The organism is Caballeronia eucalypticola, from assembly GCF_047608185.1.
Taxonomy (GTDB): domain Bacteria; phylum Pseudomonadota; class Gammaproteobacteria; order Burkholderiales; family Burkholderiaceae; genus Caballeronia.
This window is the reverse complement of record NZ_JBLKRU010000003.1, coordinates 279,190-292,672: the sequence shown is the minus strand read 5'-3', so window position 1 is coordinate 292,672 and position 13,483 is coordinate 279,190. Positions and strand designations below refer to the sequence as shown.

General features: G+C 62.4%; 13 protein-coding genes. 5 read left to right on the top strand and 8 right to left on the bottom strand.

The genetic code is table 11. The annotated features are described in order from the left end of the window. The first annotated feature begins 169 nt into the window (after positions 1 to 169). The 5 genes from ACMX25_RS05695 to ACMX25_RS05675 all read left to right on the top strand — a co-directional run bounded on the left by ACMX25_RS05695 (position 170) and on the right by ACMX25_RS05675 (position 5,753). A complete protein-coding gene (locus ACMX25_RS05695) occupies positions 170 to 916 on the top strand; it encodes a helix-turn-helix domain-containing protein (protein WP_414948542.1) in 747 nt (248 codons plus the stop codon). Positions 917 to 1,089: 173 nt separating this feature from the next. Further along, entirely contained in the window at positions 1,090 to 1,665 is a 576-nt protein-coding gene (locus ACMX25_RS05690) for an HdeD family acid-resistance protein (protein WP_414948541.1), read from the top strand. A gap of 76 nt (positions 1,666 to 1,741) precedes the next feature. Then, the gene (locus ACMX25_RS05685) at positions 1,742 to 2,164 is read left to right on the top strand and encodes a PRC-barrel domain-containing protein (protein ID WP_414948540.1); all 423 of its coding nucleotides are present in this window, start codon (positions 1,742 to 1,744) and stop codon (positions 2,162 to 2,164) included. Between the two features lie 104 nt (positions 2,165 to 2,268). Beyond that, the gene (locus ACMX25_RS05680; protein WP_414948692.1) at positions 2,269 to 2,874 is read left to right on the top strand and encodes an Hsp20/alpha crystallin family protein; all 606 of its coding nucleotides are present in this window, start codon (positions 2,269 to 2,271) and stop codon (positions 2,872 to 2,874) included. A 77-nt stretch (positions 2,875 to 2,951) separates the two neighbouring features. Further along, positions 2,952 to 5,753, top strand: coding sequence for an ATP-dependent Clp protease ATP-binding subunit (locus ACMX25_RS05675; RefSeq protein WP_414948539.1), 2,802 nt, complete (start codon positions 2,952 to 2,954; stop codon positions 5,751 to 5,753). A gap of 59 nt (positions 5,754 to 5,812) precedes the next feature. On the opposite strand, the gene ACMX25_RS05670 is transcribed toward ACMX25_RS05675, so the two are convergent. The 8 genes from ACMX25_RS05670 to ACMX25_RS05635 form a co-directional block, all read right to left on the bottom strand. After that, positions 5,813 to 6,085 carry a UBP-type zinc finger domain-containing protein gene (locus ACMX25_RS05670; protein ID WP_414948538.1) on the bottom strand — a complete coding sequence of 91 codons (273 nt, stop codon included), beginning with the start codon at positions 6,083 to 6,085 and terminating at the stop codon, positions 5,813 to 5,815. Positions 6,086 to 6,141: 56 nt separating this feature from the next. Continuing rightward, entirely contained in the window at positions 6,142 to 7,383 is a 1,242-nt protein-coding gene (locus ACMX25_RS05665) for an NAD(P)/FAD-dependent oxidoreductase (protein WP_414948537.1), read from the bottom strand. A gap of 199 nt (positions 7,384 to 7,582) precedes the next feature. Beyond that, complete coding sequence (locus tag ACMX25_RS05660; RefSeq protein ID WP_414948536.1) at positions 7,583 to 7,822, bottom strand: DUF6566 family protein; 240 nt, start codon at positions 7,820 to 7,822, stop codon at positions 7,583 to 7,585. 27 nt (positions 7,823 to 7,849) lie between these two features. Continuing rightward, positions 7,850 to 8,092 carry a hypothetical protein gene (locus ACMX25_RS05655; protein ID WP_414948535.1) on the bottom strand — a complete coding sequence of 81 codons (243 nt, stop codon included), beginning with the start codon at positions 8,090 to 8,092 and terminating at the stop codon, positions 7,850 to 7,852. A 170-nt stretch (positions 8,093 to 8,262) separates the two neighbouring features. Next, positions 8,263 to 9,522: an LVIVD repeat-containing protein gene (locus ACMX25_RS05650; protein ID WP_414948534.1), complete on the bottom strand. Its 1,260-nt coding sequence runs from the start codon at positions 9,520 to 9,522 to the stop codon at positions 8,263 to 8,265. A 134-nt stretch (positions 9,523 to 9,656) separates the two neighbouring features. Then, a complete protein-coding gene (locus ACMX25_RS05645; protein ID WP_414948533.1) occupies positions 9,657 to 10,763 on the bottom strand; it encodes a substrate-binding domain-containing protein in 1,107 nt (368 codons plus the stop codon). Between the two features lie 38 nt (positions 10,764 to 10,801). Then, complete coding sequence (locus ACMX25_RS05640; protein ID WP_414948532.1) at positions 10,802 to 11,896, bottom strand: ABC transporter permease; 1,095 nt, start codon at positions 11,894 to 11,896, stop codon at positions 10,802 to 10,804. Between the two features lie 9 nt (positions 11,897 to 11,905). Further along, a complete protein-coding gene (locus tag ACMX25_RS05635; protein WP_414948531.1) occupies positions 11,906 to 13,465 on the bottom strand; it encodes a sugar ABC transporter ATP-binding protein in 1,560 nt (519 codons plus the stop codon). Between the last annotated feature and the right edge of the window lie 18 nt (positions 13,466 to 13,483).

Sequence of the window (13,483 nt, the reverse complement as noted above, 5' to 3'; positions counted from 1 at the left end):
AACACTAGAATTAACTGGATACCAGGATTCAGAGTTCGCGGCTTCCATTCACGCCTGGCAATGCGCCCCCATGCAGCAATTACCATGTTCTCCACATGTGCAAGATCTTCGCTGCCATTCGATCGGCGTGGCGTGCGCGGATGGTGCCGTTCAGTCGGCACGAAGGATCTTGTGTGTCATCCCGGCGGACCGGACCACCGCGCATGCGAGCGATGTCGGCGACAACGCGCGCCCCTGCCGGCATATAAGCGTCAGCGCGCCGTTCATCGCTATCGTGCCGGCACGGGCAAGCGTCGAACTCGACAATGACGACGATCCGTGCGGCCTTGTCGTGGCGCTCAATTTGTCCAAGCTCAGGGAAACCGCTCGAAAGGCGCTAGGCACCACCGCGTGCAATATCCCGTGCTGGTTCACAGCGTGGGACCCTTTCCTGCGCGAAGCGGCCGTCACGCTCATTGCGTTGCACGTCGGCGGAAGCCCGGACCCGATGTGCCTTACCGCGTTCGCCGACGTATTCGCACTCCATCTCGCCCTCCGGTACGGACACAACGCCGATAAGTGCGACGCGGGTACGAGTCTCTCCCAGCCAAAGCTGAGTGTGGTGGAGCACTTCATACGCGAGCACATCGCGGAGAGCATCCAGATCGAGCACCTCGCCGCGCTCGTGCACATGAGCCCGTCGCATTTCGCACGGGCTTTCAAGAACGCGACCGGGCATCCGCCGCACTTCTACCTGACAACCGAAAGGTTGAGATTAGCGCAGTCGATGCTGTCGGAAGGAAGCCTCCCGCTGATCGATGTCGCTGCACGCGCGGGCTTTCAGACGCAGCAGCATTTCACCGAAGTGTTTCATCGATATACGGGCTGCACGCCCCGCGCTTTCCGCGTGGCGCACCACCGCCCGACGGTCCGTTGATGCGCTTACGACTGGATCGGTGAGCGATCAACAAACACAGAAATCCGACACCTTTGGGCAGGAACTCGAAAGAAGCGCGCGCCTGGCGGACGTAGGCTTGACTCTACGTGCCGCATGGAGATGAGGCCCGCTGTATCAGCCGGAATTCGGCGATCCGACCGAGGAGCCCAACGATGGACGAACTGCTCGGACGCGCATGGTGGATGCTCACGCTGCGCGGTGCCGCGGGAATCCTGTTCGGGCTCCTCGCGCTCTTGTGGCCTGGCCTCACGCTGCTGCTTCTCGTCGGGATGTTCGCGGCGTATGCACTCATCGGAGGCATCGCGGCGGTCAGCGCAGCGATACGACATCGTTCGATCCACAAGGACTGGTGGATCCCGTTGCTGCTCGGACTGTGCACGATCGCCGCGGGCCTGATCGCCGTCGTGGCGCCGGGCATCACGGCGCTCGTGCTGATCGCCGTGATGGGCGCGAACGCCATCGTCACCGGCGTGCTCGATGTCATCACCGGGATTCGGCTGAACAGGCGTGGACGCACGGAGTGGCTGCTCTTCGTCATCGGAATCGTGTCGATGCTGTTCGGCATCTTCGTGCTGCTGTTCCCGGGTGCTGGAGCGCTCGCCCTCGTCTGGATCATCAGCACCTACGCGTTCGTGACCGGCGCGCTTCTGGTCGTCCTCAGCCTCGCCGCACGGAACGGCCGCGACACCGTCCTTCGCGACGAGCAAAAGTCGCCGCTGCATTCCTGAGCCCATCGTGAGCCCAATTCTTGAGCCCATCTTGCACCTGCGCCCGCGTCTCTCGTTGTGCATTCTGGAGAACGTCATGAAGACTATCCTCGCATCGGCCGCATGGCTGTCGACAATCGTGCTGGCGCTATCCGCTGCCAGCTTCGTGGCCGGCGGCGCGACCGCGCAGGACGCACCAATTGCCGGCAAGGCGACGCTCGGCGTGATGGTCACCGAAGCGCAACTGGTCGCAACGGGTTGGCGCGCATCGAAAATGATCCACACCGATGTCTACAACGAAAAGAACGAAAAGATCGGCCGCGTCGACGACCTGATCGTTGCACCCGATGGCTCGCTCTCCGCCGCGATTATCGACGTGGGCGGCTTTCTCGGGATGGCCGCGCACCGCGTCGCCATCCCCATTCAGCAGTTCAAACAGATCGCGCCGAAGGCAATCCTGACCGGCGCAAACAAGGACGCACTGAAAAAACTGCCGGAGTTCGAATATGCCAAGAGCTGACGTCAAGGGCTGAATCAAGGGCTGACGTCAGCCGCGAACGCCGCGGCGCGAGTCACTGAAGATCCCGGCCGCTCTGGCGGCTCACCAGAACAAGGAGCATGGCGATGCTATTGGACCTCGATAAGTGGAATCCCTTCCGTTTCCTGCGCAAGAGCCCTGAGGAAAAGGGCGCGGGCGCGAAACCGAACGTCGCGCCCGCGGCCTCACAGCAGGCGCCCTCGCCGTCGACTCCAGATGGGGCCGCGGCCGCCTTGCCGGCATTGTTCGATACGGCGCGCTGGCCGCTGCCCGATCCCCTGCACCTTCTCACCGACCTGATACGCGATCCGTTCGGCGGGACGGGTCCGCTCGGCAACTGGTTCGGCGACTTCAGTTCCAGCCGGTTTCAGCCGCGCCTCGACGTGGTCGACGACGGCGACGCGCTGCGCATCGTCATCGAATTGCCAGGCATGTCGCGCGAGGACGTGGAACTCGAAGTCGTCGAAGACATGCTGGTGCTGACTGGCGAAAAGCGTATCGAATCGAAGAGCGATGAGAAGGGCTGCTACCGGGTGGAGCGGGCGTTCGGACAGTTCCAGCGCGCGATTCCGCTTCCCTCTGGCGTCGATCTCGAACGGGCCGAGGCAAATTTTGAGAACGGCGTGCTCACCGTGCGGTTGCCCAAAGCGGCCAGTGAACCCGCGGCGAAGCGGCGACTCGAGATCAAATAGCGCAATGCGCCCGGCGACACTCGTGAAACAGCGCGTCAGCTTCCCTGTCCTCCCCTGCCCACCCAATGGATAACATCATGGCCACTTGCAGCGTTTGCGGAAAACCGGCGACCTCACAGATTACGATCACCGAGAACGGCCGGCGCCGTCTGTTGACGCTGTGCGACGAGCACTACATGGCGTTTATGGCGCGCAGGCAGTCCAGCCTCTCGCCGCTCGAATCGCTCTTTCACGGCGGTCTGTTCGAAAGTCTCTTCGACGATATGCGGTCGCCGCTCGAAGGCAGGCGCGGCGGCTGGCAAGCTCTCGACCAACCGGAGGAGACGACGCGCGCGAGCGCAGGGGAAGGCCAGGGCCGGACAGGCGGCCGGCCGCGCAGGCATCGCCGTGCGCGTGAAGCCGTCGACCTGCAGACGTTCCTGAGCGAAAGCGGCCTGGACCGCTTGCAGGCGGCTGCGCAAAAGGCCGTAGAGTTCGGCAAGTCTGAAGTCGATACCGAGCACCTGCTGCTGGCACTCGCCGACAACAACGTGGTTCAGGAGATCTTTCGCGAATTCAAGCTCGATCCTGAAGAGATCAAGAAGAACATCGATCAGAACGCACCGCGCGGCACCCGCGCCGGGAAGACGGACGAAGAACGCATCGGCGTATCGCCGCGCGCGAAAAGCGCGCTGGAGAACGCGCTCACCGCGTCGAGGGAACTCGGTCACAGCTACGTCGGACCGGAACATATCCTGGTCGGGCTCGTCGAAGAGGAAGACGGCTTCGCGGGCGAGTTGCTGCGCAAGTACCGCCTGTCGTCGCATGCGCTCCGGCAGAAGACGGTCAAGGTGGTCGGCAAGGGCGCCGAGGAAGGCACTGTCGAGGGCCGCTCCACTACCCCGACGCTCGACAAGTACGCGCGAGATCTCAGCGATCTCGCGCGGCGCGGCAAGCTCGATCCGGTGATCGGCCGCGACAAGGAAATCGAAACGACTATCGAAGTTCTTGCGCGCCGCCGCAAGAACAACCCGGTGCTGATCGGCGAACCGGGCGTGGGCAAGACGGCGATCGTCGAAGGACTCGCGCAGCGCATCGCCCAGGACCAGGTGCCCGAAGTGCTGCGCGGCAAGCGCGTCGTCGAGTTGAATATCAACAGCGTGGTGGCGGGCGCCAAGTATCGTGGCGAGTTCGAAGAGCGCGTGAAGCAGGTTCTCGACGAGATCGTGGAAAACCAGGACCGGCTGATCATCTTCATCGATGAACTGCATACGATCGTCGGTGCCGGCCAGGGCGGCGGCGAAGGCGGGCTCGACATCGGCAACGTGTTCAAGCCGGCGCTCGCACGCGGCGAACTGCATCTCGTGGGAGCCACGACGCTTAACGAATACCAGAAGTACATCGAGAAGGACTCGGCGCTCGAACGGCGCTTCCAGCCGGTGAACGTGCCCGAGCCGAGCGTCGCGGAAACCATCGAAATCCTGCGCGGACTGCGCGACCGCCTTGAAGCGCATCACAAGGTGAAGATCACCGAAGAGGCCATCACGGCCGCGGCGAAGCTGTCTGACCGCTATATCGCCGCGCGCTTCCTGCCGGACAAAGCTATCGACCTGCTCGACCAGGCAGCCGCCCGCGTGCGCATCTCGTCGAATTCCCGGCCGTCGCAACTGCATGACATCGAGGCGACCATCCGCCGCACGCGCCAGGAACAGGACGCGGCGAGCGCCGCCAAGCAGTTCGACAAGGCGAAGCAACTGGAAGACAAGCTCGTCTCCGAACAGAAGCGTCTCAACGATGAGACCGAGGTGTGGAAGAAAGAACGCGGCACCAGTTCGCAAGAGGTGACCGCGGAGGACATCGCGCAGATCGTGGCGTCGCTTACCGGCGTGCCGGTGTCCGAACTCACGGCCGAGGACCGCGAGAAGCTCCTGCGTCTCGAGGACCGTCTGAAGGAGCGCGTGGTCGGTCAGGACGAGGCGGTCAGCGCCGTCGCGAAGGCGGTCCGGCTCTCACGCGCCGGTCTCACCGAAGGCGGTAAGCCGACCGCGAGCTTCCTCTTTCTCGGACCGACTGGCGTGGGCAAGACCGAACTCGCCAAAGCGCTCGCCGCATCGGTGTTCGGCGACGAGAATGCGCTGGTGCGCATTGACATGAGCGAGTACTCGGAGCGGCATACCGTGGCGCGGCTGGTGGGCGCGCCTCCAGGTTATGTCGGCTATGACGAAGGCGGCCAGTTGACCGAGCGGGTGCGCCGCCGCCCGTATTGCGTGGTGCTGCTCGACGAGATCGAGAAGGCGCATTCTGACGTGCACAACATGCTGCTGCAACTCTTCGACGAAGGCCGTCTCACCGACGGCAAGGGACGTCTCGTCGATTTCACGAATACGATCATCATCGCGACGAGCAACATTGGTTCGCAGATGATCCAGGACAACATGCGCTCCGACAAGAAGCAGCTCGACTACCCCGAGCTGCGCGACCGCCTGATGGAAGTATTGCGGCATCATTTCAGGCCCGAGTTCCTGAACCGGGTGGATGAAGTAGTCGTGTTCCGTGCGCTCGGCAAGGAGCAGATCCGCAGGATTGTCGATCTGCAACTCGCGCGCGTGCAGCGCACCGCGGCCGGGCAAAACATTGAGTTGTCGTTCGAGGATTCGCTGCGCGAACATCTCGCGGAGATCGGCTATGACCCGGAGTTCGGCGCACGGATGCTCAAGCGCAAGATCCGGGCGGAAGTGGAATCGCAACTAGCCGATGCGCTGCTGCGCGGCGACGTGCGTGACGGTGACAAGGTCACCATGACCTACGACCCGGGTACGCGCTCTGTGCGTGTGCAGAAGGGAGCAACGCCCACAGAAGCGCCCCGCGAGGCGCCGACGCAAGAACCGGCGCATACGTGACGCTGGCACGCATCAAGACGACGCCGCCCGCACGTGCAGGCGGCGTGCCGTCACAATCGTCACAATCCGATTTCACCTACGACGATCTCATCGCGATAGCACCAGATCCACGTCTCGCCCGGTTCGATTGATCGCACCAGAGGATGGCCGGTCGCGTGAGAATGCTTGCTTGCATGCCGGTTGGGCGACGAATCGCAGCAGCCGACGTGCCCGCACGAAAGACAAAGCCTCAAATGTAGCCAGGGTTGGCCAAGCTTCACGCAGTCCTCGCAATAGTTGATGTGCGTGTGGAGAATGCGGGCCTCGCCCAGGTGCGTGCAACCACGGGTCATGATCGTACTCCTCGGATAGCTGCACGCATCAAGGCAGCGCTTACCAGTGCCTACCTTCACGCGCCATTCAGATAGCGATGCACCAGCGCGACAGCCATTGCACCCTCGCCGACTGCCGACGCCACACGCTTGATCGAACCGTGACGCACGTCGCCCGCTGCGAATACGCCGGGCACGCAGGTCTCCAGATGCAACGGCGCGCGTTGGAGCGGCGATGCGAGGTCCGACCGATATTCCTGCAGGTCGGGACCTGTCACGAGATAGCCGCCCTCATCGCGGACAATGCCGACCTCCTGCGCCCATTCGGTCTGCGGCACGCCGCCAATGCAGACGAATAGCCAACTCGTCTTGACCTTGCGTTGCCGGCCGCTGTGAACATCGGTCAGCGTGATTTCCTGCAACACATCACTGCCTGCGAGCGCGGTGACTTCGGTGCACGGGCACATTTCAATGTTCGGCGCCGACGTGATGCGATCCACCAGGTATTGGGACAACGTGTTCTTAAGCGATGGGTCACGCACGAGCAAATAAACGCGGTTGGCGGACTGCGAAAAATGCATGGCGGCCTGTCCCGCCGAGTTGCCGCCGCCCACCACATAGACGTCTTCGCCATGGATCAGCGCAGCCTCACTCGCGCCGGCGCCGTAATAAAGGCCCGCGCCGACAAAGCGCTCTTCACCTTCCAGGCCTAGCGTGCGATATGCGACGCCCGTCGCACAGATCGACGTGCGCGCCGTGATACGTGTGCCGTCCTCCAGATACACGATGCCGTTGCCGGGTGGAAATTCCGCGCGCACGCCGGCGCGCGCCAGCAGGATCTCAGCGCCGAACTTGATGGCCTGGACGCGCGCCCGTTCTGCCAGCTCCGCGCCGCTCGTGCCTTCCGGGAAGCCCAGATAGTTCTCGATTTTCGAACTGCTGCCTGCCTGGCCGCCCAGTGCCCAACGCTCCACCAGTACGGTATGCAGCCCTTCCGATGCGCCGTACACCGCCGCGCTCAATCCCGCCGGTCCGGCGCCGTAAATCGCCAGATCGTAGGCCTCGCGGGATGGACTCGCGAACCAGCCGAGCTTCTCGGTAATTTGCCGGATGGTGGGACATTCGAACCGCGTGCCGTCATGGAAGACGCAGACCGGCAAGCGTGAATCAGAAAGATGCTGTACGTGCGCCAGTTCCTTCGCTTCTTTATCGCTGCCCAGTTCGATCCATTCAAACGGTATGTCGCTGCGATGCAGGAAGTCGCGTATCACGTATCCGTTAGCGCTGCCCATGCGTCCATAGATCCTGACGACAGACATGGCATCCACCTTTGAAGACGTTCAGGAGTGTGTTTGGTTTCACGCACGTCACTGGCAGGCAGGCGCCGGGAAACGACGTAACGACGTAACGACGTAACGGCGTAGCGACAGTTAGCCGTATCCGTGCATCGTAAATCCATCGCAGGGCGGTGTCTTTCGCGATCCTGCGGGTTTTTTCCGGTTTCCGCTGATCGTTCAATCACATCCGGTCGTGCGATTCTTTCAGCGCGTGATCGACAAAACGCGTGCCCCATTCGATGCCATCGCGCACTGCCTCCTCCTGCGTCAGCCATTCCGGCTGAACCGTCTCCGGGCGGAATTCGGCCACGGTGCTATCGACATGACGCACACTCACTTTCGCCTGCCACGCGTTGTACGCGTTCTGCTCCGGCTGCACTACGATCTCGTAGCCTCGATGTTCAAACACGTGCGTTTGCATGAGCCGCTCCGGTTTCGCACCCAGGCGTCAATCTGGAAGCACGAACTCAGTACGCATGTCTTCGATCACCTTCTGGACATGATGGACGTAATCTGCGCCGGGCTCATTGAGCGGCACGATATTCCAGTTGCGGCCGGATGCGTCCGGCGGATGACGCTCTGGTAATGGTATGCGTACGCGCGAAACTCCGGGCGCGTCAGCGGCAATGTTAGCCATGCGCCTCTGCAGTTCGTCGCGAATCTGCTCAGCGGTTTGAACGGTCTTCGGCATCGTTGTGCCTCGATTGGTCGCACGTCCGGATCATCACTGAATGGCGCATATTCCTCTTGCGTGAGCATGAGCATGCGCCGGCAATGCTTCAAGTCTAGTCGCTAATCCGGATAATCACCGGCAAATGCAATGAAATTCCAGGCGGCGTTCGCTTCAGGCAGCGTGATGTTCTAACCCTGGAACTCAAGAATGTAGAGCCCCCCGTTGTAGTCGGTCGAATACACCAGCCCTTCGGCATCGACGAATACATCGGAAGACTGGATCACGTTAGGCCGGTTTGGACGATGATCCATCAGTTGTGCCGGTTGCGGTGGCACGAACGCCCCGACTTCGACTGGCCGGTACGGATCGCTTATGTCGAATACTCGTACTCCCGCGTTCTGATAAGTCGCAAAGATCAGCCGCGAACTGACAAAACTGCTCGGCCGGTTCTCATGCAGGTTATGCGGGCCGAAGTGCCCTGGTTTCTGCCGGTACCCGATCTCGCTGGGCGATGGAAAAGTCGAGATGCTGACCGGATTCGACTGCTCGCGGACATCGAATAGCCAGATGAATTTCTCGCCGTCCTCCTGATGATCGAGCACCGCCTCGTCGAGCACGACCAGCAGATCACGCTCGGGCAAGGGCAGGCAGTTGTGGGTACCGCCGCCGAAGGGCGGCGACCAGTTGCGGTGTGTGATCAGCTTCGGCGCGCTGCGCTCGGCGACGTCGAGCACGACAAGTCCGGCATCCCGCCATGCGCAGTAAGCGGTATCGCCATGAACGATCGGATGATGCAAGCCGTAACGCCGAGTCGCCGGCCATGATGGCGTTTCATCGGCGGCAACATGCATGCCGGGGAGCCAGAACCGCCCCGCTTCGCGCGGATGGCTCGGGTCGGACATATCGATTGTGATGAAGATGTAATCCGAAAAACCGTCAAGCAGCGCCGATGCGTACGCCCAGCGTCCGCCCGTGTACCAGACGCGGTGGATGCCCCCGCCTTCGACCGGCATAAAGCCAATTTCACGCGGCGTATCCCCCTTCGAAATGTCATACACAGCCAGGCCCGCGCGCCAGTTTCGATTGCCGGTCGAGCGTTGCGCGGTGCCGACCTTCTTGCCGAGTGCGCCCTCGTAGTACGCACGTTCATCCTGAAACTCCGCGGCCGCAAACATGTCCTTGGCGTTGATGACGAGCAGCAGGTCGTCATGCGTCTGCAAGTGAATGTTCCATGTGTTCGGTGGCGCCGGCACGTAAGCGACCGTGGCGGGACGGCGCGGATCACGCACATCCACGACACTGAAACCCTTCGAGAACATATGGCCAATGTAGGCGTAACCGCGATGCACCATCAGTTGCACACCGTCGGCACGACCTCCTTGGTCGCTGTGACCAATCAGGCGCATGTTTCGCGAAAAATCAGGAGTGGGTAATTGAATGTCAGTCATGATGAGACCTGGGTCCGGGAAATCCGACGTGTTCGGCCCCCGCGCCGGTGCATGAACCGGATAGCGGGAATGGTGTTTAATACGGAATCCAAATTATGTGATTGGCGTCATCGAAAACAAGATGACGCCGTCGGTTATTTAACGCCCCAAATGTGTCGATACACATCGCGATAATGATTGTCCGGGTCATAGCGGTTCATCCTCCCGCCGTCGTAGGGAATATCGGTTGCCGTCACCAGGTGCACCGGCGCCGTGTAGCCGCTCACCGGCGTACCGGCAAACGCGCGGTTCAGCTCGTCCACCGCCTGCCAGCCGTGCAGCGACACCGGCTCGGCAACGGTGGCCGCCTGATATTCACCATTGCGAATGCGCTGGAACGCCGACTCGCTGCCATTGCCCGCCGAGACCCCGAGCAGCGGCCCGGTACCTTTGTAGCCGGCTTGCTGCAACGCGGGCGACATGAAATCGAACGGCAGGTCGTTGATGGTCAGCGCCCACGTCCACTTCGCGCCGTAGCGCTGCAACATGGTGGAGGTGAGTTGCGGAATGCGCGTCGCGGTATCGGACAGCGGCGTGTCCTCTATCTTCAGCAACTGGCAACCCGTGCACTTCCTGACGAGATCCGCCATCGCGTTCGACTTGGCCGTTGCGATCTCGTAGGTCGAGTCCGTGAAGATAACCACACCCGCCTTGCCGTTCGACTGCGCGATCACGTACATGACGGAGGCCTTCGCCACGTCGAGCGGATCCGTCGCGAGGTTGGTGACGAACCCATCCTTCAGGGCGGGTCCGGGCTTGGGCAACGAATGCCAGCCCACCACCTTGATACCGCGCGCAACGGCCTGGTGGATCAGCGAAGCCTGCTCCCTCGCGTCAACGCTGCCAAGCACGATACCGTCGGGCTTGAGCGCAATGGCCTGATTCATCGCGGCGGAACGTCCCGAGATCGAACCCTGGCCATCGATCAAACGAAAGTTCCAGCCGATCGCACTCGTCGCTTCCTTGACGCCTTCCGCCACCCCGCGTGGTCCGCTGTCGCGTTGATCCGCCGATACGAACACGATCGTTTTTCCATGCTGCGCGGCAGGTCCGGTAGTCGGTCCGCTCCACGCCTGACCCGACTTCGTCGCCTGCGCCGTATAGGCCTTCGCTTCGGCCAGGAACGTGTCATCTGCGCGTGCGTTCAATGCGGACGATGCGGCCAGCGCGGCACAAAAGGTGATGATAAGACGCTGCTTCATGGTGTCTCCTGTTAGTTTTATCAGTGCGGTACGTGTGGTTACTCGCTGCGCCCGGTACCCGGCAGCGTGTGCGCCGATCCATCGGTTTCGCCCGGCACAGGGGTCTGAATGGACTTGCGCGGGCTGCGGCGCCGCCGCTGGGTGTACCCGGCAATGCCGATAGCAACCAGCAACGTCGCGCCGTTGAAAAGCGGTTCGATGTAGAAGTCGCCGCCAAGCTGCTGGATCCCCGCTATGCCGACCGCCAGGATGGACACACCGACTACCGTGCCCCACACATTGACCCGCCCGGGCTTGATCGTGGTCGAGCCGAGGAACGCGCCAACCAGCGCGGGCAGCAAGTAGTCAAGTCCGACGCTCGCCTGGCCGATGCGCAGCTTGGCCGCGAGCACGATCCCCGCGAAGGCCGTCAGCACGCCCGAGCTGACAAAGGCAAGAATCACGTAGCGACGGGCCGGAATACCGTTGAGTGCGGCAGCACGCGGGTTCGCGCCGATTGCGTAGAGGTAGCGGCCGATCGGCAGATAGTCCGCCGCGATCCATAACGCGACCGCGATCACCACCACATACGTTGCAGCGATCGGCAGTCCGAACAATGACGTGGTAAAGATTGACGTGAAAGCGTCGGGCAAGGTACCAATGACCTGACGTCCGCCGGTATGCCACATCGCAATGGCGTAAAGCACGGTGCCTGTTCCCAGCGTGGCAATGAATGAATCGATTTGCGCGACTTCGACCAGCAGCCCGTTGAGCAGGCCCAGCAGCGCGCCAAGTGCAAGAACAATGACCACCGCGACCCGCCAGTCAATCCCGTAGGACGTCTGCAAGCTGATGGCGAGGATGTGCCAAAGCACAATCCCGTAGCCGACTGTCAGGTCGATGCGGCCGGTTGCCATCGGGATCATCGCGGCGAGTGCGAGGATCGCGATGATCGACTTGTCGCCGACGATTGAACGTACATTCAGCAAGGTGGGAAACGTGTCAGGCAGGATCAGCGAGAACAGCACGATCAGTGCGAGCGTGAGGACCGGCAAGCCGAACACAGGCAACAGACGCACGAATCGGGAGATCGGCGAGAGGCCGGCGAGTTCACGGCGCGTGGGTTCGAGCGCGTTGGATTTGAGCGATTGCATAGGGGTGCCTCAGGCAGTAAGTGGAACAACATCGGCTGGGCTCACGCCATAATCCAGCGACGCGCAATGCAGCAACTCCGACACGCTGAGCTGGTCGACGGGCAACTCGCGAGCAATCGTGCCTGTCCGGAACACCAGTGCGCGATGGCAGATCTGGGCGGTCTCCTCGAAGTCCGACGAGATCAGCACTACCGCCATGCCGGTGCGCACCGCTTCCCCAAGCAGCCGATAAATCTCGGCCTTCGCGCCAATATCGACGCCTGCGGTGGGGTCTTCGAGAATCAGCACATGCGCGCCAATCCGCAGCCAGCGTGCAATCACGACCTTCTGCTGATTGCCGCCCGAGAGCGTTTCGATCAACGCCGCCGGATCGTTCGGGCGCAACGCAACACGTCGTCCCAGCGCCAGCGCTTCGACGGTTTCGCTGGCCGCCGAGCGCATATGCAGCCCCTTGCGGCCGCTCGCGCGAGGGTTGAGAAAGAGGTTTTCGCGGACGCTGAGGCCAGGTCCTATCGACTCGCCGTAACGGTCGCCGGCGACCAGGCACAAGCCGTTCGCCACAGCTGCTCCGGGCGATGACAGGTCCACTTGCTCGCCGTTGAGCAGCACGGTGCCGGAGAGGATCGGCTCCGCGCCGAACAGCGCCTTGCCAAGCGAATCGTGGCCCGCGCCGCGCAAGCCGACCAGTCCGAGGATCTCGCCGCGGCGGACATCGAAGTTAAGCGGACCCGCTTCTTCGGTATGCAACCTGCGCACCGACAACGCGATGGGCGCAGCAACCGGCGCGGGCGGCCGCACGAATACCGAGTCAGGTTCACGTCCGACAATATGGCGAATCAGTTCAGCGGGCGCGGTGTCTGCCGTGTTCTGCTGCGCGACGCGCCGGCCATCGCGCAGCACCACAATGCGATCGGACAGCGCAAACACCTCGTCCAGCCGGTGCGATACATAGATCATCGCAACGCCTTGCTCGCGCAGACCCAGCAACACCCGATGCAGGCGCTGCACTTCGCTTTCGGGCAGGCTTGCCGTGGGTTCATCGAGCACCAGCAGATCAGCGCGGCTCGACAAGCCACGCGCTATGGCCACCAGTGACTTCTCCGCGCGCGACAGCGTGAAGACGCGCTGTTCAGGATCGATGTCTCCGCCCACCAGCGACAGCGCCGCTTCAGCAGACGCGCGCACTGCGCCCCACGAGATCAGGCCGCGCCGCTTCGCATAGGTGGTCGCGAGCGCAATGTTCTCGGCAACCGTCATCCAGTCGACGAGCCCCAGATCCTGGTGCACGAACGCGACACGGCCGCGCATGGCGCGCGCATCCGTCGGCGCGCCGCGAAACAGCAGCGTGCCGCTCGACGGTGCGTGAACACCGGCCAATATCTTGATGAGCGTGGATTTGCCGGCGCCGTTCTCGCCAAGCAACGCGACGATTTCGCCGGCGGCGACGTCGAAGCTGACGTCCTCGAGCGCGCTCACGCCGTTGAAGCGCTTGCCGACACCGCGAACTTCGAGCACCGGGATACGCGGTGCTGCACGTGGCTCGGCCGCGTGTTGCATCGTTGCAGACATGTCTCACTCCATCATTAG

What these genes read in the sequence shown, in the direction of transcription:
- ACMX25_RS05690 (WP_414948541.1), top strand. Translation starts at nt 1,090, where the DNA reads ATGGACGAACTGCTCGGACGCGCATGGTGGATGCTCACGCTGCGCGGT.
- ACMX25_RS05685 (WP_414948540.1), top strand. Translation starts at nt 1,742, where the DNA reads ATGAAGACTATCCTCGCATCGGCCGCATGGCTGTCGACAATCGTGCTG.
- ACMX25_RS05680 (WP_414948692.1), top strand. Translation starts at nt 2,269, where the DNA reads ATGCTATTGGACCTCGATAAGTGGAATCCCTTCCGTTTCCTGCGCAAG.
- ACMX25_RS05675 (WP_414948539.1), top strand. Translation starts at nt 2,952, where the DNA reads ATGGCCACTTGCAGCGTTTGCGGAAAACCGGCGACCTCACAGATTACG.
- ACMX25_RS05670 (WP_414948538.1), bottom strand. Translation starts at nt 6,085, where the DNA reads ATGACCCGTGGTTGCACGCACCTGGGCGAGGCCCGCATTCTCCACACG.
- ACMX25_RS05665 (WP_414948537.1), bottom strand. Translation starts at nt 7,383, where the DNA reads ATGTCTGTCGTCAGGATCTATGGACGCATGGGCAGCGCTAACGGATAC.
- ACMX25_RS05660 (WP_414948536.1), bottom strand. Translation starts at nt 7,822, where the DNA reads ATGCAAACGCACGTGTTTGAACATCGAGGCTACGAGATCGTAGTGCAG.
- ACMX25_RS05655 (WP_414948535.1), bottom strand. Translation starts at nt 8,092, where the DNA reads ATGCCGAAGACCGTTCAAACCGCTGAGCAGATTCGCGACGAACTGCAG.
- ACMX25_RS05650 (WP_414948534.1), bottom strand. Translation starts at nt 9,522, where the DNA reads ATGACTGACATTCAATTACCCACTCCTGATTTTTCGCGAAACATGCGC.
- ACMX25_RS05645 (WP_414948533.1), bottom strand. Translation starts at nt 10,763, where the DNA reads ATGAAGCAGCGTCTTATCATCACCTTTTGTGCCGCGCTGGCCGCATCG.
- ACMX25_RS05640 (WP_414948532.1), bottom strand. Translation starts at nt 11,896, where the DNA reads ATGCAATCGCTCAAATCCAACGCGCTCGAACCCACGCGCCGTGAACTC.
- ACMX25_RS05635 (WP_414948531.1), bottom strand. Translation starts at nt 13,465, where the DNA reads ATGTCTGCAACGATGCAACACGCGGCCGAGCCACGTGCAGCACCGCGT.